Genomic DNA, 24,262 nt, shown 5'->3' on the forward strand with positions numbered 1-24,262 from the left:
AGGTTGCGTTCACTTCTTGACGGCAAAGGTCACCGGGTTCATGGTGTAGCCATGCCCCAGGACCGACGCACCCGATCCCGCACCGCCCCACGGGGATCCGGGTCGCCCAGCGCCCTGCGGCGGGCCAACACCGAGCGAGTCCTGCGGCACCTGCGCTCGAGCGGCGCGTCCACGCAGGCGGACCTGGCGCGGGCCACGGGTCTCTCCCCGGCGACCGTGTCCAACCTGGTGCGCTCCCTGGTGGACGACGGCCGGGTCGCGACGGGCACGACCACCGCGTCCGGACGCCGGGCCACCCAGGTGACGCTGGTGCCCCAGGCGGGGCGACAGGTGGCCCTCGGGATCGACGTCGGCCGTCGCCACGTGCGCGTCGTCGTGGCGACGGAGTCCGGGGAGGTCGTCGGCGAGTCCGCGCACGAGCTCCCGGCGGGCCACCGGGCCTCCGAGTGCCTGCAGGTGGTGGCGGACCTGGTCTCCGAGGTGCGGGTGGCGGCGGATCACGCGGGGCACCGCCTCGTCGGGGCGGGCCTCGGCATACCCGGTCCGGTCGACGTCCGGACCGGACTGGTGGGCCACGGGGCGATCCTCCCCGAGTGGGTCGGCCTGCCGATTGCCGAGACCTTCGCCGAGCGGCTCGGCATGCCCGTCCACGTCGACAACGACGCGACGCTCGGCGCGCTCGCCGAGGCGCGCTGGGGCGCCTACAAGGGAGTGCAGGACCTCGTCTACGTCAAGGTGGCCTCAGGTGTGGGCTCGGGGCTGGTCCTCGGCGGCCGGGTGCATCGTGGCCACCTCGGCATGACCGGCGAGATCGGGCACCTGCCGGTCGCGGCGTACGGCCAGGTCTGCCGCTGCGGCAACCGCGGGTGCCTGGAGACCGTCGCGTCGGTGCCCTCGATGCTGGCGGCGCTGGGGGTGTCGGCGGGTCGTCTGCCCCGCACGTCCGAGCTCATCTCCCTCGTCCAGGCGGGGGACCCGGCCGCCTTGCGCGTCCTCGAGGACGCCGGTGCCGCCCTCGGGCAGGTGTGCGGGGGGCTGTGCAACGTGATCAACCCGGCCGTGATCGCCGTCGGGGGGCCGTTGACGGCCGTGGGGGAGGCCCTGCTCCCCTCGATCCGGCACGGGCTCTCGCGAGCCACCACCCCGGCCGTCGCCGAGGCCACGGTGCTGACCCTGACGACCCTGGGCGACCGGACCGAGGCCCTCGGCGCCGCGGCGCTCGCGCACTCGGCCGACTGAGTGAGGCCTTCGTCACGAACCCGCAACGCAGGGGCCGCTGCGGTTGACGCCGGGCACGCCAGCGAGTTCACTTTGTGAACGAGTGACGACGCGGTTGTCGTCAGGTCGCGAAGAAGGGACCCCCTGATGGCACGACCCGGTGCGCCCGTCATCCTGGAGATGGTCGACATCACCAAGGAATTCCCCGGCGTCAAGGCGCTGGACCACGTCAACCTCGCCGTCAGCACCGGCGAGGTGCACGCGATCTGCGGCGAGAACGGCGCGGGAAAGTCCACCCTGATGAAGGTGCTGTCGGGGATCTATCCCCACGGCACGTATGCCGGCCGCATCCTCTACGACGGTCGTGAGGTGGAGTTCAAGGACATCCGGGCCAGCGAGAGCGCCGGCATCGTGATCATCCACCAAGAGCTCGCCCTCATCCCCGAGCTGTCGATTGCGGAGAACATCTTCCTCGGCAACGAGGCGGCCAGGGGCGGCATCATCAGCTGGGTGGAGACCAACAGGCGGGCCCGCGAGCTGCTGTCGACGGTGGGCCTGCGCGACGACCCGGAGACACCGGTCAAGAACATCGGTGTCGGTAAGCAGCAGCTCGTCGAGATCGCCAAGGCGCTCAACAAGAACGTCCGGCTGCTCATCCTCGACGAGCCCACCGCGGCCCTCAACGAGGAGGACTCGGCCCACCTGCTCGACCTGCTGCGCGGTCTGCGCGACCGGGGCATCACCTGCATCATGATCAGCCACAAGCTGGGCGAGATCGCCGCCATCGCGGACTCCATCACCATCATCCGTGACGGGCGGTCCATCGAGACCCTCGACGTCCACGGCGGCGGCGTGGACGAGGACCGCATCATCCGCGGCATGGTCGGTCGCCCCCTGGACTCCCGCTTCCCCGACTACACGCCGCAGATCGGCGAGACCCTGCTCGAGGTGCGCGACTGGACGGTCGAGCACCCGCAGATCCCCGGCCGGCTGGTGTGCAAGGGCTCGTCCTTCACGGTGCGGGCGGGCGAGATAGTGGGCTTCGCGGGACTGATGGGTGCCGGCCGGACCGAGCTCATGCGCTCGTTGTTCGGCCACTCCTACGGCCAGCTCCTCGGCGGCGAGGCCTTCCTGCGGGGCCGCCGGCTCAAGCTGACCAGCGTCTCCACCGCGATCAAGGAGGGCCTCGGCTACGTCACCGAGGACCGCAAGGTGCTGGGGCTGAACCTCCTGGACGACATCAAGACGACCACGGTCTCCGCCAAGCTCGGCAAGATCTCGCCGGGCGGTGTGGTCGACCGGCACAAGGAGTTCGACTTCGCCGAGCGCTACCGCACCTCGCTGCGCACCAAGGCCCCCTCCGTCAACGAGGGTGTCGGCAAGCTGTCCGGCGGCAACCAGCAGAAGGTCGTGCTGGCGAAGTGGTTGTTCACCGACCCCGAGGTCCTCATCCTGGACGAGCCCACCCGCGGCATCGACGTGGGGGCCAAGTTCGAGATCTACGGGATCATCCAGCAGCTCGCGCTGCAGGGGAAGGGCGTCATCGTCGTCTCCTCCGAGCTGCCGGAGCTCCTCGGCCTGTCCGACCGCATCTACACGATCTGCGAGGGGGCCATCACCGGCTGCCTCGACAAGTCCGAGGCCACGCAGGAGAACCTCATGCGCCTCATGACCCTCACGTCCTCCACCCACGCGCCCTCCGCCTGACCGAAAGACGCCCGATGAACAAGCTCAAGCAGGTCTTCGGCGGTGACATCCGCCAGTTCGGCATGATCATCGCCCTCGTGGCGTTGATCGCGCTCTTCCAGGTCCTGACCAACGGCCTGACCCTCGACCCCACCAATGTCATCAACATCCTCCAGGGCAACGCCTACGTCCTCGTGCTGGCCATCGGGATGGTCCTCGTCATCATCGCCGGGCACATCGACCTGTCGGTCGGGTCGGTGGCCGCGGCCGTGGGCATCATGGTCGCGATGGCGATGCGGGACTGGAACCTCGCCTGGCCCCTGGCCATCCTGCTGGGCCTCGCGCTCGGCGCGCTGATCGGGGCCTGGCAGGGATTCTGGGTCGCCTACGTCGGCATCCCGGCCTTCATCACGACGCTCGCGGGGATGCTCATCTTCCGCGGGGTCAACCAGTGGGTCGGCAAGTCGCTCACCGTGCCGGTGCCCGAGGGCTTCCAGACCATCGGGTCCGGCTACCTGCCCGAGGTCGGGCCCAACACCGGCTACAACAACCTCACCGTGCTGCTCGGCGTGCTGGCCTGCCTCGCGATCGTCGGGGGAGCGCTGCGCAACCGCGCCAACCAGCGCAAGATCGGCCTCCCGCTCGAGGACGGCGTCGCCCTCGGCATCCGCCTGCTGCTCATCTGCGGGGCGATCATCGCGGTGACCCTGCTGATGGCGTCCGGTCGCCCCGGGACCTCCTTCCCCGTCTCGGGCCTGATCCTGGCGTTCCTCGTCATGCTCTACGGCTTCATCTCCAGCCGCACCGTGGTCGGTCGCCACGTGTATGCCGTGGGTGGCAACAAGCACGCCGCCGAGCTGTCGGGCGTCAAGGCCAAGAAGGTCAACTTCCTGGTCATGATGAACATGTCCGTCCTCGCGGCCCTCGCGGGCATGATGTTCGTCGCCCGCTCCACCGCGTCCGGGCCGAGCGACGGCGTCGGCTGGGAGCTCGACGCCATCGCCGCCGTCTTCATCGGCGGGGCGGCCGTCTCCGGCGGCGTGGGCACCGTCGTCGGCTCGATCATCGGCGGCCTGGTCATGGCCGTGCTCAACAACGGGCTCTCGCTGCTCGGCGTGAGCGCCGACGTCACCCAGATCATCAAGGGCCTCGTGCTGCTCGCGGCCGTGGCCTTCGACGTCTTCAACAAGATGCAGGGGCGGCCGTCGATCATCGGCCACCTCACCAAGAACGCCGGGTCGCGCACGCCGACGAGCACCGCGCAAACCGGCGCCACGGCCCGGCCCAAGGCCTGAGCCCCACCCTCACCACACCAGTACGAACGACAAGGAAGTCACATGCGCAAGCTCACCACCACCGTCGTGGCCGTCTCCGCGGTCGCCCTCACCCTGTCCGCCTGCGGGCGCGCCGAGCAGACCTCCACCTCGACCCAGAGCAGCGGCGGGTCCGCCGCGGCCAAGGGCTTCGACCAGGGCGCCCTGATCGGGGTGGCGCTGCCCAAGAAGACCTCGGAGAACTGGGTTCTCGCGGAGAACATCTTCAAGAAGGACATGACGGACGCCGGCTTCAAGGTCGACGTGCAGTTCGCCAACAACGGCGTCGCGGAGCAGCAGAACCAGATCCAGACGATGGTCACCAAGGGTGCCAAGGTCCTGATCGTCGGTGCGCTGGACGGCTCCCAGCTCGGCACCCAGCTGCAGGCCGCCAAGCAGCAGGGCGTCACCGTCATCGCCTACGACCGCCTGCTCACCAACACCCAGGCCGTGGACTACTACGTCGCCTTCGACAACTTCAAGGTGGGTGTGCTGCAGGGCAACGCGCTTCTCGAGGGCCTCAAGGCCAAGAAGCCCAACGGCCCCTACAACGTCGAGCTCATCGCCGGCTCGCCCGACGACGCCAACTCCAAGGTGTTCTTCGACGGCGCGATGAGCGTCCTGCAGCCCAAGATCAAGGACGGGACCCTCAAGGTCGTCTCCGGGCAGACCTCCTTCCAGCAGGTCGTGACCCAGGACTGGAAGGCGGAGAACGTCCAGAAGCGCATGGACAACGTGCTCGCCGCCCACTACGCCTCCGTCCCGCTCGACGGCGTCCTGTCGCCCAACGACACCCTGGCCCGCGCCGCGATGACCTCGGTCAAGCAGGCCGGCAAGCCGACCCCGGTCGTGACCGGTCAGGACTCCGAGGTGGAGTCGGTCAAGTCGATCATGGCGGGGGAGCAGTACTCCACCATCAACAAGGACACCCGCAAGCTGGTCGCCGCGGCGATCGACATGACCAAGCAGCTCCAGAAGGGCGAGAAGGTCACGGTCAACGACGAGAAGTCCTACAACAACGGCGTCAAGGTCGTGCCGGCCAACCTGCTCGAGCCGGTCATCGTGACCAAGGCCAACGCCAAGGAGGCCTACGCCAACGACCCCACCCTGTCGGCTCTGGTCAAGTGACCCAGCGTCGACAGGGCCCGTATGACGGCGGGCCGCCGTCATCCGGGCTGGGGGCTCGTGCCCAGGCACCAGCGGGGCGCCGCGCGACCGAACGGTCGGGCGGCGCCCCCGCGCTGTCCCGGGGATCTCAACTTACCGGTAGCAATTTGTAGTGTTGTCGTGACTCTGCGTAGATGTTTTGGGCAAGATAAGACGCGTGAGCCTTCGAGGACCCAGCGTCGGCCGTGTCCGCGACGACACGGCGCTGCTGCGCGTGGGCCTGGCCGCCAGCGAGGCCGCCCTGCGCATCAAGCGCGCCGCTCGTGCCTCCCAGCGCCTGGCTCGCCTCGCCGAGACCGACCCTGACATCACTCTCGACACCACCGTGCAGTGCGCGGCGGACCTGGCCAGCGAGCTGGGCTACCTCGGCGAGAACGACCCGGGCGCCGCGCTGCAGGTCGCCGGCGGTGCGCTGCAGGTGATCACCGACCTGCCGCCGGGCCCGTGGAGCCTCGTCGTGGAGATCCAGGCCGAGCTGACCCGCGGCGAGGCGCTCCTCGCGCTCGGCGACCTCGACGGTGCGGCCGCGTTCGCTGCCTCGGCTCGACGCTCGGCGACGCTGCCCCTGCCCGAGGACGACCTCGGCCTGCGCGTCCGCGCCGGGCTGCTGGCCCTGGAGGGGCAGGTGGCCGCTGCGGCCGGCGACCTCGAGCTGGCCGTGACCCACTTCCGAGCGTCGCTGGAGGCGGACGCGGACGGTGCGCTCGGACTGCAGCCCCTCGTCCTCGCCCGGCTCGCGCAGGTCATGCAGGCGCTCGGGGACACCGACCTGGGTCTCACCTACGTCGACCGGGCACTCGCCAGCACGGCCGTCCCGCAGTCCGACGCCGCCATGGCCCGCCTGCACGGCATCCGGGCCGAGCTGCTGCTCGACGCCGGCGACCTCGACGGCGCCCTGGCTGAGAGCGAGCGGGGGGCCGAGCTCGTCGTCCATGCGGGGCTGAACCCCGCGGACCACGTCCGCCGCGTCGCCGCCGTCCGCGCCAGGCTCGGCGACCCCGACGCCCCCGACGCCCTGCGACGGCTCGCCGACGACGAGACACGGACGACCGGAGCGCCGAGCCTCGCGACGCTGCTCGCGCTCGCCACGGCCCACCTGCGCTCGGGGGACGCCGAGTCGGCGGTCCGGGCCCTCGCGCCCTACCACCACGCCAGCACCCTTCCCCGGTCGCAGCGCGACGCGGTGTATGACGTGCTGACCGAGGCCGCCGAGCGCACGGGCGACGAGGCCGGCGCCCTGGCTCTGCTGAAGGAGCAGCGCGAGGCGGCGCGTGGCGACGCGCGGGCCGGATCCTCGTCACGGGTGCGCGACCTCGCCGAGCGGCTGCGCATGGACCTCCTGCAGGCCGACCTCAAGGAGTCCCGCCGGCGCGAGCAGCAGCTCACGCTGCTCGTGCGGCAGCGCACGGCCGAGCTCACCTGGCGGGCGGCGCACGACGAGCTGACCGGGCTCTACAGCCGGGACGCGGTGCTGAGCAGGCTGCGCGAGCCGGCCGGTCCCAGGACCTGGCGGACCGTGCTCTACCTCGACCTGGACCGGTTCAAGGTGGTCAACGACGCCCACGGCCACGAGGTGGGCGACGCCCTGCTCTCGGTCGTCGGGCGCCGGCTCGAGACGGCCGTCCTCGGTCTGGCCGGACGCACGTGCGTCGCCCGTCTGGGGGCGGACGAGTTCTGCGTGCTCATCGACACGGAGGGGCCCCTCGACGGGGTCGCCACCGCCCAGCAGCTCGTCGACGAGCTCTGCACCCCCGTCGACCTGCCGAGCCTCGGCCCGGTGCGACCGCAGGTGAGCATCGGCGTGGCCCAGGCCGCCCCGGGGGTGGAGCGACCCGTCGGGGACACCGACCTCGACCTCCTCCGCGACGCGGACGTGGCCCTCAACCGCTCCAAGTCGCAGGGCGGGGGCGGCATCTACGTCTTCGGCCATGCCGACCGGGAGCAGGCGGTGCGCCGCTTCGAGGTGGAGCACCGCGTGCGCCGGGCGATCGAGGAGGGGCGCATCCTTGCGGCATACGACCCGATCGTCGACCTGCGCACCGGCGAGGTCGTCGGGGTGGAGGCGCTGTGCCGCATGGAGGAGAACGGACGACTCGTCCGCGCCGCCGAGTTCATCGAGATCGCCGAGGAGTCCGGGCTCATCGACGCGCTGGGTCGCGTCGTGCTCGCCGAGTCGATCCGTGACCTGGCCGCGTCCGGGACCCCGAGCTTCGTCGCCATCAACCTCGGGCCCCGAGAGCTGCGGCGTCCCGGGCTGCTGGAGGACCTGCGTCGACGCACGGAGGCGGCGGGCCTCGGCCTGGAGCGGCTGGTGGTCGAGGTCACCGAGCGGTCCTTCGTCGACGTCGCCTCCCAGGAGGCGCAGGTGCTGCGCGAACTGTCCGAGGCCGGGGTGCGCCTCGCCATCGACGACTTCAGCACCGGGCACAGCTCGATGGTCCACCTGTCCTGGATGCCGGTGCAGCTCCTCAAGATCGACCGTTCCTTGGTCGTGCGTGCGGCCCGCAGCGCCTCCGACCGCACGCTCGTGGACGCGGTCATCTCGATGGCCCAGACCCTCGGTCTGACGGTCGTGGCGGAGGGCATCGAGACCGCGGAGGCGGCGCGGGTGCTGCGCGACCTCGGCTGCGACCTGGCCCAGGGCCACCTGTTCGACGAGTACGCCCGCATCGACGAGATCCCGCGGACCTTCGACCTCGACCGGCTCCTCGCCGAGGACTGAGGCTGCTGGGTCCGCACCGGCACGGTCCGGACACGCCGGATGTCGTCAGCACCCCCGCCCATCTGGCATCATGGACTCTCGTATGCGCCGTGAGCGGACCCTCTCACCGGTCTCGACGCGTCCATCGAGTCCGCCCGCGCCTGTCCCCACGGTGTCGTGACGCGGGCTCACCCACACCACATCCAAGGAGACACCACACTCGTGGCCGTCAAGATTCGTCTGAAGCGCATGGGCAAGATCCGTGCACCGTACTACCGCGTCGTCGTGATGGACTCGCGCACCAAGCGCGATGGTCGTGCGATCGAGGAGATCGGCATCTACCACCCGACGGAGCAGCCGTCGCGCATCGAGATCACCTCCGAGCGCGCGCAGTACTGGCTGGGCGTCGGCGCTCAGCCGACCGAGCAGGTCATGGCTCTGCTCAAGATCACTGGTGACTGGCAGAAGCACAAGGGCCTCCCGGGCGCCGAGGGCACCCTGCAGGTCAAGGAGCCCAAGCGCTCCAAGCAGGACCTCTACAACGAGGCCCTCCAGAAGGCCGAGCTCGAGCCCAAGGAGACGCCGAAGAAGAAGTCCGCCCCCAAGGACGAGGCTCCGGCCGAGCCCGCCCCCGAGGCCCCCGCCACGACCGACCCGGCCGAGGCTGCCGAGTCCGCCGGCTCCGCCGAGGCCGAGGAGGTCCCCGCGACCGAGTCCGTCGAGGCCGCCGCTCCGGAGTCCGACGAGAAGGCCGAGGCCTGATCGTGCTCGAGGAGGCGCTCGAGCACCTCGTCAAGGGGATCGTGGACCACGACGAGGACGTGGTGGTGCGCCACAAGGAGCTCCGCCGCGGTGAGGTGCTCGAGGTCCGTGTCCACCCGGACGACCTCGGTCGCGTCATCGGCCGCTCGGGCCGCACGGCCAGCGCCCTGCGCACCGTCATGGGTGCCCTGGCCGGTGGCAAGCAGGTGCGCGTCGACATCGTCGACACGGACCGGGTGCGCTGAGCGCCCCACGGCATCACGCTCGAACCACGAGAGGCGTGCACGGGACCATCCCGTCGCACGCCTCTCGTCGTCTCTCGGGGCAGACCCGCACGACCAAACGAGGAGATTCAGCATGGACGTCGTCGTCGCCAGGATCGGCAAGGCGCACGCGCTGCGCGGTGAGGTCACGGTGGAGCTGCGCACCGACGAGCCGCAGGCGCGGCTCGCCCCTGGTACGCGTCTGACCACCGAGGCGCGCCGCGGGTCCGGCGTGCCCCGCGAGCTGACCGTGCGGACCGCACGCGTCCACAACGGGACCTGGCTGCTGGCCTTCGAGGAGATCCCGGACCGCACGGGTGCGGAGTCCCTGCGCAACACCCTCCTGACCCTCGACGTGGCCGACGGGACCGTCGGGACCTCCGAGCGCGACGACGAGGGCTGGTACGAGTCCGACCTGGTCGGGCTCCGGGCCGAGGACCCCGCCGGGGAGGTCGTCGGCGAGGTCGTGGCCCTGCACACCCGCCCCGTCCAGGACCTGCTCGAGGTGCGGCTCACGGACGGCCGGACCGGGCTCGTCCCCTTCGTCGAGGCGCTGGTGCCCACGGTGGACGTGGCGGCGGGCCGGGTCGTCGTCGACGCGCCCGACGGGCTGTTCGACCTCGACGGGGAGTGACCGTGCGCATCGACGTCGTCTCGATCTTTCCCGAGTACCTCTCGCCGCTGGACCTCTCCCTCATCGGCAAGGCCCGCCGCGAGGGGTTGCTGGACCTGCACGTCCACGACCTGCGCTCGTGGACGACCGATCGGCACCGCACCGTCGACGACACCCCCTACGGCGGGGGCGCCGGCATGGTGATGAAGCCCGAGCCGTGGGCCCAGGCGATCGACCACCTGCGCTCGGTCGGTGACGAGTCGTATGCCGGCGCCCGCCCCCTGCTCGTGGTGCCGGGTCCCGGCGGTCGGCGCTTCGACCAGGCGATGGCCCACGAGCTGGCGGGCGAGCCGTGGCTGGCCTTCGCCTGCGGACGCTACGAGGGGATCGACGAGCGCGTCTACGAGCACGCGCAGGAGGCGCTCGACGGCCGGGTCCGCGTCGTGTCCCTTGGCGACTACGTGCTCAACGGTGGCGAGGTCGCCGTCCTCACCATCACCGAGGCGGTGGCCCGGCTGCTGCCCGGGGTCGTGGGCAACGCCGCGTCGCTCGTCGAGGAGTCCCACGAGGACGGCCTGCTCGAGTACCCCGTCTACACCAAGCCCGCCTCCTGGCGGGGGCGCGAGGTGCCGCCGGTGCTCCTGTCGGGCGACCACGGCGCGATCGCGACCTGGCGCCACCGGCAGCGCCTCGAGCGGACCGCCGCGCGGCGCCCCGACCTGCTGCCGTCATCGGCCACCCTCGCCGGTGGCGAGGAGCTGCCGATCCGCCTGGCGACCCCGGCCGACGTCCCCGAGCTGTGGACCCTCACCCGGGCCTGCTGGGTGGACGAGGGCCGGGTCAACGAGGCGCCCGACATCCCCCCGCTCGTGGAGACGCTGGCGCAGGCCCGGAGCGGGATCGACGGGTGGCGCACCTGGGTGGTCCGCGACGGCGCTCGCGGCGAGGGCCGGCTGGTGGCGTCGGTGCGCGGCCGGCTCGTCGACGGCGACACCTGGGAGGTCGGTCGGCTCATGGTCGCCCCGGACCTCGTGGGGCAGGGGATGGGCCGGCAGCTGCTCGCCCACGTCGAGCGCCAGGCGCCGCCCGAGGCCACCCGGGCGTGGCTGCTCACGGGGGCGCGCAGCGAGCGCAACCAGCGCCTCTACCGCAAGGCGGGGTACCGCCCGGTGCGCGAGGCCCGGCAGGGGGTCCCAGGCACCGTGGAGCTCGAGAAGCGCCTGCGGCGCTCCTGACCGCATCGTGCTCCTGGGTCCGCCGCGCTCCACCCGCGCTCGCGCGCACCGGGCCGGCGCCGCCTCGGGGACGCCTCGGGACGCCGTCGACCGCCCGAGTTGGGGTCAGGGACCCTGGTCTGGCAGAATCGTGCCTTGCGTCTCGCGGCGATCAACCATGCCCCTGCCACAGGGGGAGGACCTGTCTGATGACAGGGACGCGGCAGCCGGGGACGTCATACGACACCTGTCTGCACCCGACCCAGGGTGCAGCCGACGGTGGGACGACCTGTGGCGGCCCCACGAGAAAGCGACATCGCATGAAGAAGCTGGCTGAGTTCGACGCCGCGAGCCTGCGCGACGACGTCCCCGCGTTCCGCGCCGGAGACACCCTCAAGGTCCACGTCAAGGTCATCGAGGGCACCCGCTCCCGTGTCCAGGTCTTCCAGGGCGTCGTGATCCGTCGCTCCGGCGGCGGCATCGGTGAGACCTTCACCGTCCGCAAGATCTCCTTCGGCGTCGGCGTGGAGCGCACCTTCCCGCTGCACACCCCGGTCATCGACCGGATCGAGGTCATGACCCGCGGCGACGTGCGTCGCGCCAAGCTGTACTACCTGCGCGACCTGCGCGGCAAGGCCGCCAAGATCAAGGAGAAGCGCGACACCACGGGCAAGCGCTGACCCTTGTCGCCGCAGGCCGGGCGAGAGCGCACAGCCGCGGCCACTAGGCTGCCGCGGGTGCACCCCCGGACGACGATGCCGACCACGACCGACACCTCGGTCGCGGTCGGCATCTCTCGTCGGGCCCGGCGCCTCCTCGTCGCCGTGCTGCTCGCCTGGGTGGCGCTCGTCGCCGCCCGGACCTGGGTCGTCGACTGGTTCGTCGTGCCGAGCGACTCGATGGAGCCGCTGCTGCGCCCCGGCGAGCGGATCCTCGTGGACAAGCGAGCAGGTGCGGTGGACCGCGGGGACGTGATCGTCTTCGACGGCACCCGCACCTTCGGCACCGTGGACGACCGACCGCTCGCGATCCAGGTGCTCGGCCGCGCGCTCGGCGCCTCGCCCGGCCACCACGTGGTCAAGCGGGTGGTGGGCGTGGGCGGCGACCACGTGCGCTGCTGCGACGACCAGGGGCGGGTCACCGTCGACGGCCGCCCCGTGGAGGAGCCCTACCTGCACCCCGGCGACACACCCAGCGAGGTGAGCTTCGACGTGGTGGTGCCGCCAGGCAGACTGTGGGTGCTGGGTGACCACCGCAGCCGTTCGGCCGACTCACGGTCGAGGCTGGGCTCACCCGGCGGCGGGCTCGTTCCCGAGCGTGACGTCACCGGTCGGGTGACCCGCGTGCTGTGGCCGCCCGGCCAGTGGCGAGCCGTGGCCGCCCGACCCGACCTGATGACCCTGGAGGAACCCGATGACCGACGCGCGTGACGTGCACGAGGACCCGACGCCGGGAGGCGACCCGGGGGAGCCACGCGACGGCGCCGAGGGGCGCGAGTCGGGAGAGCCCGGCGAGTCCCGCGGCGCAGGTGCGACGAGGAGCCCCAGCGCCGGCTCCCACCTCATGCACGCGGTGCGCGAGTTCGTGATCGTGGTCGGTCTGGCCCTCATCCTGTCCCTGGCCGTCAAGACCTGGCTGATGCAGGCGTTCTTCATCCCGTCCGGCTCGATGGAGGACACCCTGGTCGAAGGCGACCGGGTGGTCGTGTCCAAGCTGACGCCCAGGCCGTTCGAGCTGGAGCGGGGCGACATCGTCGTGTTCGAGGACACCGGCCGCTGGCTGGTGCAGGCACCGACGGCCCAGCGGTCCGGCGTCGCCAACGTGCTGCACGAGACCTTCGTCTTCGTGGGGCTGCTCCCCAACGACTCCGACAGCCACCTGATCAAGCGCGTGATCGGCCTGCCAGGGGACAAGGTGAGGTGCTGCACCGAGGACGGCAAGCTCACGGTCAACGGCGCCGCGATCTCCGAGAGCTATCTCAAGCCCGGCGACGCCCCCAGCGTCGATCCCTTCGACATCACCGTCCCGGAGGGCCGGCTCTGGGTGATGGGCGACCACCGCAGCGACTCGGGCGACTCCCGCTACCACGACCCCAGCCGGGACGGCAGCACCGGATCCGTGCCGATCGACGACGTCGTCGGGCGGGCCGTCGCCGTGGTGTGGCCGTTCTCCGAGATGACCTGGCTCGGCCAGCCGACGAGCGTGTACTCGGCCGTGCCCGACTCGCCGTGACACCCCCCGCCACGGCGACCTCGCGGCGGCCCAGCCTGCGCGTCGAGCGGGCCCTGCAGCGGGGACTGCCGGAGGGGCGGCAGGTCATCGCGTCGATGGACGAGGTGGGCCGGGGAGCCCTGGCCGGACCCGTGTCCGTGGGGGTCGTGCTGATCGATCTGTCCGTCGGCTCCGCACCCACGGGGGTGCGGGACTCCAAGCTGCTGACGCCCGCGGCCCGCGAGAGGCTGGTGCCCCGGCTGAGGCGGTGGGCGCCGGCATACGGCGTGGGGCACGCCACCCCGCAGGAGATCGACGAGGTCGGGATCATGGGGGCGCTGCGCCTCGCAGGACGGCGCGCGATGGAGGCGGCCTGCGCCGATGGGCTCGTGCCCTCCTTGGTGCTGCTCGACGGCAACCACGACTGGTTCACCGAGCCGGACCGCGTGGGTCTGCTCGGCGCGCTCGACGATGACCTGATCCCCGTCCACACGATGATCAAGGCCGACCTGCGCTGCTCCTCGGTGGCGGCGGCGAGCGTGCTCGCCAAGGTCGAGCGCGACGGCCTCATGGTCCGGCTGGCCGAGCAGGACGACGTCGACGACGCCTACGGCTTCGCGATCAACAAGGGGTATGCCGCCCCGGGGCACCTCGACGCCCTGTCCCGCCTGGGGCCCTGCGTCCACCACCGCCGGTCGTGGCGGCTGCCCCTGCAGCGGGTGTTGGGTGATGATGGGACGACCGCGGACGCCGTCGGCGTCGCAGCAGCTGAGCAGGGAGTGCAGGAGCGATGAGCGCAGAGGACCTCGAGCGGTACGAGACCGAGATGGAGCTCGCGCTCTACCGGGAGTACCGCGACGTCGTGGGGCTGTTCTCCCACGTCGTGGAGACCGAGCGACGGTTCTACCTGTGCAACTCCGTCGACGTGCGGGTGCGCAGCGACGGCGGCGAGGTGTACTTCGACGTGACGATGTCCGACGCCTGGGTGTGGGACGTCTACCGGCCCGCCCGGTTCGTCAAGAACGTCCGGGTCGTGACCTTCAAGGACGTCAACGTCGAGGAGCTCGCCAAGTCCGACCTCGACCTCGCCAAGGATCCCGGCTTCCCGTCCTGACGGTCCCGGACCTCGCGTTCGTCGGGGTCTGTCCACAGGTCGCCGCGTTCCCGTCGCCCTCGTCCACAGGGCGTTCGTCGGCCAGGTCTCGGCCTGCTCGACGGGAGCAGTCTGGGTCCCGTGCGGTCAGGGTGACCGCGCGGGAGCGTGAGGTGTGGCCATGGCATGTGGATCTGGCCCGGCGAGGCATCGGGCCGTCGGGGACTACGGCGAGCGGGTGGCCGCGCGCCACCTGGAGGCGGCGGGGCTGACGATCGTCGACCGCAACTGGCGGTGCGACCAGGGTGAGATCGACGTCGTGGCGGTGGCGCCGACGGTGCCTCCCACCCTCGTGGTGTGCGAGGTCAAGACGCGCACCAGCGTGACCTTCGGCAGCCCGCTCGAGCAGGTGACCCACCGCAAGGCGATGCGGCTGCGCCGGCTCGCCGTGCGCTGGCTCCAGGAGCACCCCGACGTGACGTCCCCGCACGTGCGGGTGGACGTCGTCGGGGTGCTGGTGCCCCGCGCGGGTGCGCCGGAGGTCGAGCACGTCGTGGGGGTGCTGTCATGAGCACGGGACTGACCAGGGGCGTCACGCTGTCGGGGCTCGAGGGAGCCGTCGTCGACGTCGAGGCCGACGTCAGCCTGGGGCTGCCCGCCTTCACGGTCACCGGCCTGGCGGACACCACGGTAGGCGAGGCCCGCGACCGCATCCGGGCGGCCGCGAGCAACGCCGGCGTACCCCTGCCGTCACGGCGCTTGACGGTCAACCTGTCACCGGCATGGATGCCCAAGGCCGGCAGCGCCTTCGACCTGCCCATGGTCGTGGCGCTTCTCGCCGCGGCGCAGGAGGTCCCGCCGAGCGTCCGAGGCGTGGTCCACCTCGGCGAGCTGTCGCTGGACGGGGCGGTCAAGGGAGTGCGCGGCGTGCTGCCCTGCGTGCGCGCAGCGGTCGAGGCGGGGCACCGCCGGATCATCGTGCCCGCCGTCAACGTCCGCGAGGCGCGACTGGTCGACGGCGCCCAGGTGCTCGGCGTCCACCACCTGGCCGAGGTCGTGGCCTTCCACCGTGGCGAGCTGCTCCTGCAGCACGAGCTCGAGGGGCCGACGGACCAGCCGCCGTCGGACGAGCTCGACCTCGTCGACGTGGCGGGGCAGGCCGAGGGGCGGTTCGCGCTGGAGGTGGCCGCGGCCGGCGGTCACCACCTCTTCCTCAGCGGTCCGCCCGGGGCGGGCAAGACGATGCTCGCCGAGCGGCTGCCGGGGCTGCTGCCACCCCTGCCGGACGACCAGGCTCTCGAGGTCACGTCGATCGCGTCGGTCATGAGCAACGAGGCGGCCCCGCTCGGACTGGTGCGACGGCCGCCCTATGTCGCCATGCATCACGGCGTGACCATGTCGGCGATGGTGGGAGGCGGCTCCGGCCGTCCCTCGCCGGGTGCGGTCACCGCTGCCCATCGCGGTGTCCTCTTCCTGGACGAGGCGCCGGAGTTCGCCTCCCACGTCCTCAACTCGCTGCGCCAGCCGCTGGAGTCCGGGACGGTGACGATCGGTCGCACCGACCGGATGCTGACCTTTCCCGCCCGCTTCCAGCTGGTGCTCGCGGCCAACCCGTGCCCGTGCGGACGCGCCGTCGGCAAGGGCCTCGGCTGCACCTGCACCGTCAACCAGCGCCGTGGCTACCTGGGTCGGCTGGCCGGGCCGCTGCTGGACCGCATCGACCTGCAGCTCTCGGTGCCGGCGGTCTCGCGGCTCGAGCTCGTCGAGGCCGACCCGGAGACGAGCGCCGTCGTGGCCTCACGTGTCGCGACGGCCCGGGCCGTGGCGGTGGAACGCTATGCGGGAGAGCGCTGGTCGCTCAACGGCGAGGTGCCGCCCGGGCGGTTGCGACGCGGCCCGCTGCGCCCCTCCCGCCGAGCGACGCAGCTGCTCGACCGGACCCTGGACCGGGGCGGGGTCACGCTGCGCGGCTACGACCGGGTGACCCGGGTGGCGTGGACGCTGGCGGATCTGGCGGGGCACGCGAGCCCGACCAAGGACGACATCGACCAGGCGCTGACGCTGCGCGGTGCTGCGGAGGTGGCGGCATGAGGCCCGACGAGCTGCCCCGCGACGAACGATCGGCCCGCGCCCTGTGGAGCCGCATCGCGGAACCCGCCGACGCGCGCGTGGCGGCGCTGCTCCAGAAGCACGATCCCGTGACGGCCCTGCACCTGCTGCCTGGGGACGGCATCGCCCGCCACGACGCCTTGCGCGACCGACTGGTGGCGGCGGAGCCGGGGCGCGACCTGGCGCTGGCCCAGCGCTGCGGCGCGCGCCTCCTCGTCCCGGCGGACGAGGAGTGGCCGCCCGGCCTCGACGACCTCGAGCCCCCCAAGCGCCCCTACTGCCTGTGGGTGCGCGGACCCGTCCAGCTGGCCGAGGCCATGGAGCGCAGCGTGTCGGTCGTGGGTTCCCGCGCGGCGACGGAGTACGGCCAGCGGGTGGCCGCCGACCTCGGGGCCGGTCTGGCCCAGCGCGGGTTCGCCGTCGTGTCGGGAGCGGCGTTCGGGATCGACGCGGCGGCTCACCGAGGTGCCCTGGCCGAGGACGGGGAGACCGTGGCCGTGCTCGCCGGGGGCGTCGAACGCCCCTATCCCGCGGCGCACGAGCGCCTCATCGCCCGCGTCGCCGAGACGGGAGCCGTGGTGAGCGAGGTGGCTCCGGGATGCGCCCCGACGCGCTCCCGGTTCCTGCTGCGCAACCGTCTCATCGCCGCCCTGAGCCAGGGGACCGTGGTCGTCGAGGCCGGCTACCGCAGCGGAGCGCTGAGCACCATGCGGGCCGCAGCCGAGCTCGTCCGGCCGGTCGCGGTGGTGCCCGGACCCGTGACGAGCATGACCAGTGCCGGGTGCCACCAGGCGGTGCGCGACGGCGTGGCCGAGCTCGTCACGGACGCGGCCGAGGTGGCCGAGCTCTGCGGTCGCATGGGGACCGACCTGGCACCAGAACGTCGTGCACAGGTCCAGGAGCTCGACCTCCTGGGCGATGCGGACGCCAAGGTCCGATCTGCCCTGCCGGTCCGCAACCTGGCCAGGTTGGAGTCGATCGCGCTGGCCGCGTCGCTGACGGTGCCCGAGACCCGAGCCTCGCTGGGCCGGCTCGTCACGCTGGGGCTGGCCGAGACGCGTGACGGCGGCTACCGCCTCGGCGCTGAGGCGCGCCGGCGCCCGGCGCGTCCGTCCGGCGGTCCTTGCCCCTGACCTCAGCGTTTGGGACCGTGACCGGGTGGCCGAGGACCCGATCGAGCAGTTCGCGCAGCACCTGCGGGTGGAGCGCGGACGGTCCGAGCACACGGTCCGGGCCTATGTCGGCGACCTGTGCGCGCTGCGTTCGTACGCGCGCGAGCAGGGCGCCGAGGACCTGACCGACCTCGAGCTGACGGACCTGCGCTCCTGGCTGGCCAGGCAGGGCACCCAGGGTGCGGCCCGCGCGACCGTGGCCCGCAGGTCCGCGGCGGTGCGCTCGTTCTATGCCTGGGCCACCCGACGCGGTCACCTGCCCCGCGACCCGGCGGCCAGGCTCGCGTCTCCGCGGCGCTCCCGGACGCTGCCAGGAGTCCTCGACCACGCTCAGGCGGACGCGCTCCTCCGGGCCGCGGCCGACGGGACCCACCGGACGAGCGGAGGACGGCCCACGAGCGCCGGACGGGCCACGAGCGCCGCCGACGACGAGGCTCGGGGCGAGGTCGATCCGCTGTCGTTGCGGGACGCCGCCATGGTGGAGCTGCTCTATGCCAGCGGCATCCGCGTGAGCGAGCTGGTGGGTCTCGACCTCGACGACGTCGACGCTTCCACGAGGACGCTGCGGGTGCTGGGCAAGGGTGACAAGGAGCGGACGGTGCCGTACGGCGTGCCGGCACAGCGCGCCGTCGACACCTGGCTGGCGCGCGGACGACCGCGGCTCGTCACGCCGGCGAGCGGCCCGGCCCTCCTGCTGGGTCGACGAGGTGGGCGGGTCGACCCCCGCCAGGTGCGGGAGGTCGTCCACCGCCTGCTGGCACAGGTGCCCGACGCCCCCGACCTCGGGCCCCACGGCCTGCGGCACAGCGCCGCGACGCACCTGCTCGACGGCGGTGCTGACCTGCGCGTGGTGCAGGAGCTGCTGGGGCACTCCAGCCTGGCGACGACCCAGATCTACACGCACGTGTCGGTGGACCGGCTGCGCACGGCCTACCGTCAGGCCCACCCGCGCGCCTGACGCAGGTCGCCTCGCCCTGTGGCGCGGGACTGATGGCTCTCGTGGACGGATCAGCGCAGCGGCAGCAGGACGAGCGGGGGACGGTCGATCAGCGAGAGCGGGTCGACGTAGACGTCGCCGCGCCGGGCTCCCCAGTGCAGGCACGATGACGAGCAGTGGCCGGGCCCGTCGGCGAGCACCCCGATCATCTGTCCCTGCGTGACCCGGTCGCCGACCGCCACGCGCGTCACGACGGGTTCGTAGGTGCTGCGCAGCCCGCCGGCATGGTCGACGGACAGCACAGGCCTGCCCGCCACCATCCCGGCGAACGCGACCACCCCGTCGGCCGGGGCGACGATCACGGCGCCGGGTCCGGCCGCCAGGTCGACCCCGCGATGACCCCGGGCCCACGGTTGCGGGGGAGCGGTGAACCTCGCCACCACGCGCAGCGGCCGCACGGGTGCGGTCCACCGTCCTGGCGCGCGCGGCGCCGCGGACCGGGGGAGGGCCTGACCCCGTGACGGCGCGGGTGGAGGTGCCGCCGAGGGCGTCGACGTCCTTGCGGAGAGGTGCGCCGCTGATGCCACGGGTGCGGCTCGGGTGTGGGTCCGCGCCGCAGCCGAGACCTGGGCACGTCCGGTGGCGGGGACCTCAGGGGCGGGAGCGGCGACGAGGATCGCGGCGGCCACCGAGGCGGCGGACAGCGCGACCAGGGCGGTCGGGAGGGGGCGGGCGATCGGCATACGGCCGAGACTGGGGTGCTGGTCCGGCGCGGGCAAGGACCGGCCGTGCACCTGTGGACGAGCACGCGGATCCTCGCGCCGTCGCGCGTGGCTGTGGACGACGGGGGAGGCCGACCAGTCAGGGACGGTCGACGGGGACTCGCCTGGTCAGGCGTCGGGCGGCCTCGCGCAGCACGCCCTCCTGCTTGCAGAACGCGAAGCGCACGAGGGACCGCGCGGCCTCGGTGTCGTCGTGGAACGCGGCGACGGGCACACCGGCGACGCCCAGCTCCTCGGGCATCCGGCGGCAGAACGCCATGGCGTCGGTCCCCCCGAGCGGAGCGACGTCCGCCACCGCGAAGTAGGTGCCCGCCGGGACGCTCACGTCCAGCCCGGCCGAGCACAGCCCGTCGACGAGCAGGTCGCGCCGGGTCTGCAGGGTGGACGCCAGCTCGGCATACCGCTCGGTGGGCAGGGCCAGGGCGGTCGCCACACCGACCTGGAACGGTCCGGAGTGGGCGAAGGTCGTGAACTGCTTGATCTGCCGCACGGCGGCGACGACGTGCGCGGGGCCGGTGAGCCAGCCCACCTTCCACCCGGTGGCGGAGAAGGTCTTGCCGGCCGACGAGATCGTGACGGTGCGATCGCGCATCCCCGGGAGGGTGGCCATGGGCACGTGCTCGACCCCGTCGAAGGTCAGGTGCTCGTAGACCTCGTCGCACACGACCCACGCGTCGTGCTCCCGGGCGAGCTCGGCCACGAGCTCCAGGTCGGCCCGCGAGAGGACCCGGCCGGTGGGGTTGTGGGGGCTGTTGAGGAGGACCACGCTGGTGCGCTCGGAGAACGCGGCCCGCAGGGAGGCCTCGTCGACGGCGAAGTCGGGGAAGCGCAGGATGCTCGTGCGACGGACCCCGCCCGCCAGCGCGATCGTGGCGGCATAGCTGTCGTAGTAGGGCTCCAGCACGACCACCTCGTCGCAGGGACGCACCAGGGCCAGGATGGTCGACGCGATGGCCTCGGTGGCACCGACCGTGACCTGCACCTCGGAGCCCGGGTCGACCGTCAGCCCGTAGAAGCGGGACTGGTGCTCGGCGATCGCCTCGCGAAGCACCGGCATGCCGGGACCCGGGGGGTACTGGTTGAGGCCGTCGTGGATCGCGCGGCAGGCGGCCTCGAGCATCTCGGGCGGACCGTCCGAGTCCGGGAAGCCCTGCCCGAGGTTGACCGCGTCGTGCTGCTGGGCGAGCGCGGTCATCTCGGCGAAGACGGTGGTGCCGAACGGCGTCAGCGCGGGGTGGCCGGGGGTGCGAGGCATGGGGCGACGGTAGCCGACCCCCCGTGCCGCCGTGACGCCGTGCTGGCGCCCCGGCGGGGCGTGCCGGTGGGGATTAGGCCGCGGTGAACCCCTCCACGTAGGATGGCAGGACGGGTGACGTGTGCCTGGCCTCGGCCGGGAGCACCGATCCCGAATTCGCGCGCCTTCTCGCCGGACGAGTCGATCTCGATGCAGTCCGGGGCGCACCACGGCAGTCCGACCCCCTGGTCGGCGGGGTGCGTACGCAGGCGCCAGGCACGGCCGTGGCACCCGCCGCGCGACCGTGGGTAACTGACAACGACAGAGAGAAGGACCTCGGCATGGCCGTCGTCACCATGCGCCAGCTCCTCGAGAGCGGCGTCCACTTCGGGCACCAGACCCGTCGCTGGAACCCCAAGATGAAGCGCTTCATCCTCACCGAGCGCAACGGCATCTACATCATCGACCTGCAGCAGTCGCTGACCTACATCAACGACGCCTTCGAGTTCGTCAAGGCCACCGTCGCCCACGGCGGCAGCGTGCTGTTCGTCGGCACCAAGAAGCAGGCGCAGGAGCCCGTCGCCGAGCAGGCGACCCGCGTGGGCATGCCCTACGTCAACCACCGCTGGCTCGGTGGCATGCTCACCAACTTCAACACCGTCTCCAAGCGCCTCTCGCGCCTCAAGGAGCTCGAGGAGATCGACTTCGACGACGTGGCCGGCTCCGGTCGCACCAAGAAGGAGCTCCTCGTCCTCAAGCGCGAGAAGGACAAGCTCGAGAAGACCCTCGGCGGCATCCGCAACATGGCCAAGGTCCCCTCGGCCGTGTGGATCGTCGACACCAAGAAGGAGCACCTCGCGGTGGACGAGGCCCGCAAGCTGGGTCTGCCCGTCATCGCGATCCTCGACACCAACTGCGACCCCGACGAGGTCGACTACAAGATCCCGGGCAACGACGACGCCATCCGCTCGGTCACCCTGCTGACCCGCGTGATCGCCGACGCCGTGGCCGAGGGCCTCGTGTCCCGCTCGTCCGGTCGCTCCACCGAGGGCGCCACCGAGGCCGAGCCGCTGGCCGAGTGGGAGCGCGAGCTCTACGCCGAGGCCGCCAAGTCCGACGCTCCTGCCGAGGCGACCGAGCAGGCCGAGACCCCCGCCGCCGAGGGCACCCAGCCCGCCGACGTCACCGAGCAGGTCGCCTCCGCGCCGGAGGGGGTCGAGCAGGCTGCCCCTGCCGTCGAGGCGACCGAGCCGGCCACGCCCGCCGCCGAGCAGGCCTGAGCCTCCTCAGCGATCGCGTCAACCACCACTTCGAACCCGCGTAGAAAGTAGCTACGACACATGGCTAACTACACCGCATCCGACATCAAGGCGCTCCGCGAGAAGACCGGCGCCGGCATGCTCGACGTCAAGAAGGCACTCGACGAGGCCGACGGCGACCAGGCCAAGGCCACCGAGATCCTGCGCGTCAAGGGTCTCAAGGGCGTCACCAAGCGCGAGGGCCGCTCCACCTCCAACGGTCTGGTCCGCGCCAAGGTCGACGGTGGCGTCGGCACCCTGGTCGAGGTCCTGTGCGAGACCGACTTCGTCGCCAAGGGGGACAAGTTCGGTCAGCTGGCCGACACCGTGCTCCAAGCCGCGGTCGACTCCCAGGCCGGCGACGCCGAGACGCTCCTCGCCCACGAGGTCGACGGCAAGTCCGTCAAGGAGCTGCTCGACGAGGCCAACGCCACCATCGGCGAGAAGATCGAGGTCAAGCGCGTGGCCCGCCTCGAGGGCGACAAGGTCACGTCCTACCTGCACAAGACCAGCCCCGACCTGCCCGCGCAGATCGGTGTCCTGATCGCCACCGAGGGCGGCGACGAGCAGGTCGCGCACGACGTCGCGCTGCACATCGCGGCGTTCGCGCCGAGCGTCCTCACCCGTGACGACATCGACGAGCAGACGGTCGCCAACGAGCGTCGCATCGCCGAGGAGACGGCCAAGGAGGAGGGCAAGCCCGAGGCTGCGCTCCCCCGGATCGTCGAGGGTCGCGTCAACGGCTTCTTCAAGGAGCAGGTCCTGCTCGAGCAGCCGTTCGCGAAGGACGCCAAGAAGACCGTCGGCAAGGTCCTGGAGGAGGGCGGCGCCAAGGCCACCGCCTTCGCCCGCTTCCGCGTCGGCAGCTGATCCCCGCGCCCCTGGGCGCACCGCACCGGGCCCGGTCCACCTCACGGTGGACCGGGCCCGGTCGCGTCCCGCCCACCTCACGGTGGCCTGGGCTCGGTCGTGTCCCAGCCTCCGGACGACGTGGCCGACCGACGGCTGCCGGGTCGCCAGGAGGGTGCCGCCGTGTGACAGACTGTGCGGCGGTCGGCCGACCGATCACCCGCCCACCTGGCAAGGAGCCGCACGATGACCGAGACCCCCGACAACCGTGGCTACCAGCGGGTGCTGCTCAAGCTGTCCGGCGAGGTCTTCGGAGGGGGCAAGGTGGGGCTGGACCCGGAGGTCGTGCGGGGGATCGCCCGGCAGATCGCCGAGGCCGTGAAGAGCCAGGTCCAGGTCTGCGTGGTCATCGGCGGCGGCAACTTCTTCCGCGGGGCCCAGCTGCAGGACAAGGGCATGGACCGGGCCCGCGCCGACTACATCGGCATGCTCGGCACCGTGATGAACTGCCTGGCGCTGCAGGACTTCCTGGAGAAGGAAGGGGTTGAGACGCGCGTGCAGTCCGCGATCGAGATGACCCAGGTGGCCGAGCCCTACATCCCGCGCCGCGCCATGCGCCACATGGACAAGGGTCGCGTGGTCATCTTCGGCGCCGGCGCCGGCATGCCCTACTTCTCGACGGACACCGTCAGCGCCCAGCGTGCCCTCGAGACCAAGTGCGACGCCGTGCTGATCGCCAAGAACGGCGTCGACGGGGTCTACGACGCCGACCCCAAGACCAACCCGGCCGCCAAGCGCTACGACAGCCTGACCTACGCCGAGGCCCTCGCGCGGGGGCTCAAGGTCGTCGACGCCGCCGCGTTCAGCCTATGCATGGACAACAAGCTCCCGATGATCGTCTTCGGCATGGAGGGCGACGGCAACGTCGCCGCCGCCGTGCGTGGTGAGAAGATCGGGACGGTGGTCACCGCCTGAGCAGCTCGCCTGCCGACCGCCGCGAGCCCCGGTCGTGCCCTGCAGCACCGGGCTCGTAGCGTCAGACCCCGACGATTTTCGCCATACGGACGATGGAGGCACCCCATGATCGACGACATCCTGCTCGAGGCCGAGGACAAGATGGACAAGGCCGTCGAGGTGGCCAAGGAGGACTTCGCGTCCATCCGCACCGGGCGGGCCAACCCCGCGCTGTTCCACAAGATCATGGTCGACTACTACGGCGCCGCGACGCCGCTGCAGCAGCTCGCGTCCTTCCAGGTGCCCGAGGCGCGGATGATCCTGATCACGCCGTTCGACAAGGGCGCGACCCACGAGATCGAGAAGGCGCTGCGCTCCTCCAACCTGGGCGTCAACCCCAACAACGACGGCGGCGTGCTGCGCATCAACCTGCCGGAGCTGACGCAGGAGCGCCGCAAGGAGTACATCAAGCTGGCCCGGGAGAAGGGCGAGCACGGCAAGGTCTCGATCCGCAACGTCCGACGCAGCGCCAAGGACCAGATCGACAAGCTCGTCAAGGACGGCGACGTCGGCGAGGACGAGGGCACCCGCGCCGAGAAGGAGCTGGACACCCTGACCAAGAAGCTGACCGACCAGATCGACACCCTGCTCAAGGGCAAGGAAGCCGAGCTGCTCGACGTCTGAGC

Annotated in this window: 24 protein-coding genes; 22 read left to right on the forward strand and 2 right to left on the reverse strand. The window is 71.9% G+C overall.

Going from position 1 to position 24,262, the window contains the following annotated elements; all coding sequences use genetic code 11:
* The first annotated feature begins 51 nt into the window (after nucleotides 1-51).
* The 18 genes from B4K29_RS15510 (at nucleotide 52) to B4K29_RS15595 (ending at nucleotide 18,480) form a co-directional block, all read left to right on the forward strand.
* Complete coding sequence (locus tag B4K29_RS15510) at nucleotides 52-1,239, forward strand: ROK family transcriptional regulator (protein ID WP_286956571.1); 1,188 nt, start codon at nucleotides 52-54, stop codon at nucleotides 1,237-1,239.
* Between the two features lie 126 nt (nucleotides 1,240-1,365).
* Entirely contained in the window at nucleotides 1,366-2,925 is a 1,560-nt protein-coding gene (gene mmsA / locus B4K29_RS15515) for a multiple monosaccharide ABC transporter ATP-binding protein (protein ID WP_286968051.1), read from the forward strand.
* A 14-nt stretch (nucleotides 2,926-2,939) separates the two neighbouring features.
* Nucleotides 2,940-4,199: a multiple monosaccharide ABC transporter permease gene (mmsB, locus tag B4K29_RS15520; protein ID WP_029211926.1), complete on the forward strand. Its 1,260-nt coding sequence runs from the start codon at nucleotides 2,940-2,942 to the stop codon at nucleotides 4,197-4,199.
* Between the two features lie 42 nt (nucleotides 4,200-4,241).
* Nucleotides 4,242-5,345 (forward strand): sugar-binding protein, encoded by a 1,104-nt coding sequence (locus B4K29_RS15525; protein ID WP_029211925.1) that lies wholly within the window; start codon nucleotides 4,242-4,244, stop codon nucleotides 5,343-5,345.
* A gap of 196 nt (nucleotides 5,346-5,541) precedes the next feature.
* Nucleotides 5,542-8,106 (forward strand): EAL domain-containing protein, encoded by a 2,565-nt coding sequence (locus tag B4K29_RS15530; RefSeq protein WP_286968052.1) that lies wholly within the window; start codon nucleotides 5,542-5,544, stop codon nucleotides 8,104-8,106.
* 201 nt (nucleotides 8,107-8,307) lie between these two features.
* On the forward strand, nucleotides 8,308-8,847 hold the full coding sequence (gene rpsP / locus B4K29_RS15535) for a 30S ribosomal protein S16 (RefSeq protein WP_029211923.1): 540 nt from the start codon (nucleotides 8,308-8,310) through the stop codon (nucleotides 8,845-8,847).
* Nucleotides 8,848-8,849: 2 nt separating this feature from the next.
* Entirely contained in the window at nucleotides 8,850-9,092 is a 243-nt protein-coding gene (locus tag B4K29_RS15540; RefSeq protein WP_019287908.1) for an RNA-binding protein, read from the forward strand.
* A gap of 112 nt (nucleotides 9,093-9,204) precedes the next feature.
* Nucleotides 9,205-9,744 carry a ribosome maturation factor RimM gene (rimM, locus tag B4K29_RS15545; protein ID WP_286968054.1) on the forward strand — a complete coding sequence of 180 codons (540 nt, stop codon included), beginning with the start codon at nucleotides 9,205-9,207 and terminating at the stop codon, nucleotides 9,742-9,744.
* A gap of 2 nt (nucleotides 9,745-9,746) precedes the next feature.
* Nucleotides 9,747-10,958, forward strand: a complete 1,212-nt coding sequence (trmD, locus tag B4K29_RS15550) for a tRNA (guanosine(37)-N1)-methyltransferase TrmD (protein WP_286968056.1) — start codon at nucleotides 9,747-9,749, stop codon at nucleotides 10,956-10,958.
* Between the two features lie 299 nt (nucleotides 10,959-11,257).
* Nucleotides 11,258-11,617 (forward strand): 50S ribosomal protein L19, encoded by a 360-nt coding sequence (gene rplS / locus B4K29_RS15555; RefSeq protein WP_019287905.1) that lies wholly within the window; start codon nucleotides 11,258-11,260, stop codon nucleotides 11,615-11,617.
* Nucleotides 11,618-11,674: 57 nt separating this feature from the next.
* On the forward strand, nucleotides 11,675-12,367 hold the full coding sequence (gene lepB, locus B4K29_RS15560) for a signal peptidase I (protein WP_286968058.1): 693 nt from the start codon (nucleotides 11,675-11,677) through the stop codon (nucleotides 12,365-12,367).
* Nucleotides 12,351-13,169 (forward strand): signal peptidase I, encoded by an 819-nt coding sequence (gene lepB / locus B4K29_RS15565; protein ID WP_286968059.1) that lies wholly within the window; start codon nucleotides 12,351-12,353, stop codon nucleotides 13,167-13,169. The genes lepB (B4K29_RS15560) and lepB (B4K29_RS15565) overlap by 17 nt, the downstream gene beginning before the upstream one ends.
* Entirely contained in the window at nucleotides 13,166-13,942 is a 777-nt protein-coding gene (locus B4K29_RS15570; RefSeq protein WP_286968062.1) for a ribonuclease HII, read from the forward strand. Before lepB (B4K29_RS15565) ends, B4K29_RS15570 begins: the two co-directional genes overlap by 4 nt.
* The gene (locus B4K29_RS15575) at nucleotides 13,939-14,262 is read left to right on the forward strand and encodes a DUF2469 domain-containing protein (protein ID WP_019287901.1); all 324 of its coding nucleotides are present in this window, start codon (nucleotides 13,939-13,941) and stop codon (nucleotides 14,260-14,262) included. The genes B4K29_RS15570 and B4K29_RS15575 overlap by 4 nt, the downstream gene beginning before the upstream one ends.
* Nucleotides 14,263-14,422: 160 nt before the next feature.
* Nucleotides 14,423-14,812 carry a YraN family protein gene (locus B4K29_RS15580; RefSeq protein WP_286968064.1) on the forward strand — a complete coding sequence of 130 codons (390 nt, stop codon included), beginning with the start codon at nucleotides 14,423-14,425 and terminating at the stop codon, nucleotides 14,810-14,812.
* Nucleotides 14,809-16,332 (forward strand): YifB family Mg chelatase-like AAA ATPase, encoded by a 1,524-nt coding sequence (locus B4K29_RS15585; RefSeq protein ID WP_286968065.1) that lies wholly within the window; start codon nucleotides 14,809-14,811, stop codon nucleotides 16,330-16,332. Before B4K29_RS15580 ends, B4K29_RS15585 begins: the two co-directional genes overlap by 4 nt.
* Nucleotides 16,329-17,483: a DNA-processing protein DprA gene (gene dprA / locus B4K29_RS15590; protein ID WP_286968067.1), complete on the forward strand. Its 1,155-nt coding sequence runs from the start codon at nucleotides 16,329-16,331 to the stop codon at nucleotides 17,481-17,483. The genes B4K29_RS15585 and dprA overlap by 4 nt, the downstream gene beginning before the upstream one ends.
* Before the next feature lie 25 nt (nucleotides 17,484-17,508).
* Nucleotides 17,509-18,480 carry a tyrosine recombinase XerC gene (locus tag B4K29_RS15595; RefSeq protein ID WP_286968069.1) on the forward strand — a complete coding sequence of 324 codons (972 nt, stop codon included), beginning with the start codon at nucleotides 17,509-17,511 and terminating at the stop codon, nucleotides 18,478-18,480.
* A 50-nt stretch (nucleotides 18,481-18,530) separates the two neighbouring features.
* Here B4K29_RS15595 and B4K29_RS15600 read toward each other — a convergent pair whose 3' ends face one another.
* Nucleotides 18,531-19,202 carry a murein hydrolase activator EnvC family protein gene (locus B4K29_RS15600; protein WP_239262660.1) on the reverse strand — a complete coding sequence of 224 codons (672 nt, stop codon included), beginning with the start codon at nucleotides 19,200-19,202 and terminating at the stop codon, nucleotides 18,531-18,533.
* Between the two features lie 118 nt (nucleotides 19,203-19,320).
* Nucleotides 19,321-20,496, reverse strand: a complete 1,176-nt coding sequence (locus tag B4K29_RS15605) for a pyridoxal phosphate-dependent aminotransferase (RefSeq protein ID WP_239262658.1) — start codon at nucleotides 20,494-20,496, stop codon at nucleotides 19,321-19,323.
* Nucleotides 20,497-20,816: 320 nt separating this feature from the next.
* Here B4K29_RS15605 and rpsB point away from each other — a divergent pair, with 320 nt between their 5' ends.
* The 4 genes from rpsB (at nucleotide 20,817) to frr (ending at nucleotide 24,260) form a co-directional block, all read left to right on the forward strand.
* On the forward strand, nucleotides 20,817-21,755 hold the full coding sequence (gene rpsB / locus B4K29_RS15610) for a 30S ribosomal protein S2 (RefSeq protein ID WP_029211813.1): 939 nt from the start codon (nucleotides 20,817-20,819) through the stop codon (nucleotides 21,753-21,755).
* 60 nt (nucleotides 21,756-21,815) lie between these two features.
* The gene (tsf, locus tag B4K29_RS15615) at nucleotides 21,816-22,643 is read left to right on the forward strand and encodes a translation elongation factor Ts (protein WP_286968072.1); all 828 of its coding nucleotides are present in this window, start codon (nucleotides 21,816-21,818) and stop codon (nucleotides 22,641-22,643) included.
* 225 nt (nucleotides 22,644-22,868) lie between these two features.
* Nucleotides 22,869-23,597, forward strand: coding sequence for a UMP kinase (gene pyrH, locus B4K29_RS15620; RefSeq protein WP_239262651.1), 729 nt, complete (start codon nucleotides 22,869-22,871; stop codon nucleotides 23,595-23,597).
* Nucleotides 23,598-23,702: 105 nt separating this feature from the next.
* Nucleotides 23,703-24,260 carry a ribosome recycling factor gene (gene frr / locus B4K29_RS15625; protein ID WP_239262649.1) on the forward strand — a complete coding sequence of 186 codons (558 nt, stop codon included), beginning with the start codon at nucleotides 23,703-23,705 and terminating at the stop codon, nucleotides 24,258-24,260.
* The last annotated feature ends 2 nt before the right edge of the window (nucleotides 24,261-24,262 follow it).

It is taken from the genome of Arsenicicoccus sp. UBA6765 (assembly GCF_002453335.1).
Lineage (GTDB): Bacteria > Actinomycetota > Actinomycetes > Actinomycetales > Dermatophilaceae > Arsenicicoccus > Arsenicicoccus bolidensis.

Bases quoted from the DNA above. Each gene is read 5' to 3' on its own strand.
- frr (WP_239262649.1), top strand. From the start codon at position 23,703: ATGATCGACGACATCCTGCTCGAGGCCGAGGACAAGATGGACAAGGCC.
- mmsB (WP_029211926.1), top strand. From the start codon at position 2,940: ATGAACAAGCTCAAGCAGGTCTTCGGCGGTGACATCCGCCAGTTCGGC.
- B4K29_RS15580 (WP_286968064.1), top strand. From the start codon at position 14,423: ATGGCATGTGGATCTGGCCCGGCGAGGCATCGGGCCGTCGGGGACTAC.
- B4K29_RS15600 (WP_239262660.1), bottom strand. From the start codon at position 19,202: ATGCCGATCGCCCGCCCCCTCCCGACCGCCCTGGTCGCGCTGTCCGCC.
- rplS (WP_019287905.1), top strand. From the start codon at position 11,258: ATGAAGAAGCTGGCTGAGTTCGACGCCGCGAGCCTGCGCGACGACGTC.
- lepB (WP_286968059.1), top strand. From the start codon at position 12,351: ATGACCGACGCGCGTGACGTGCACGAGGACCCGACGCCGGGAGGCGAC.
- mmsA (WP_286968051.1), top strand. From the start codon at position 1,366: ATGGCACGACCCGGTGCGCCCGTCATCCTGGAGATGGTCGACATCACC.
- tsf (WP_286968072.1), top strand. From the start codon at position 21,816: ATGGCTAACTACACCGCATCCGACATCAAGGCGCTCCGCGAGAAGACC.
- rpsB (WP_029211813.1), top strand. From the start codon at position 20,817: ATGGCCGTCGTCACCATGCGCCAGCTCCTCGAGAGCGGCGTCCACTTC.
- rimM (WP_286968054.1), top strand. From the start codon at position 9,205: ATGGACGTCGTCGTCGCCAGGATCGGCAAGGCGCACGCGCTGCGCGGT.
- B4K29_RS15585 (WP_286968065.1), top strand. From the start codon at position 14,809: ATGAGCACGGGACTGACCAGGGGCGTCACGCTGTCGGGGCTCGAGGGA.
- B4K29_RS15510 (WP_286956571.1), top strand. From the start codon at position 52: ATGCCCCAGGACCGACGCACCCGATCCCGCACCGCCCCACGGGGATCC.
- dprA (WP_286968067.1), top strand. From the start codon at position 16,329: ATGAGGCCCGACGAGCTGCCCCGCGACGAACGATCGGCCCGCGCCCTG.
- pyrH (WP_239262651.1), top strand. From the start codon at position 22,869: ATGACCGAGACCCCCGACAACCGTGGCTACCAGCGGGTGCTGCTCAAG.
- B4K29_RS15525 (WP_029211925.1), top strand. From the start codon at position 4,242: ATGCGCAAGCTCACCACCACCGTCGTGGCCGTCTCCGCGGTCGCCCTC.
- B4K29_RS15575 (WP_019287901.1), top strand. From the start codon at position 13,939: ATGAGCGCAGAGGACCTCGAGCGGTACGAGACCGAGATGGAGCTCGCG.
- B4K29_RS15605 (WP_239262658.1), bottom strand. From the start codon at position 20,496: ATGCCTCGCACCCCCGGCCACCCCGCGCTGACGCCGTTCGGCACCACC.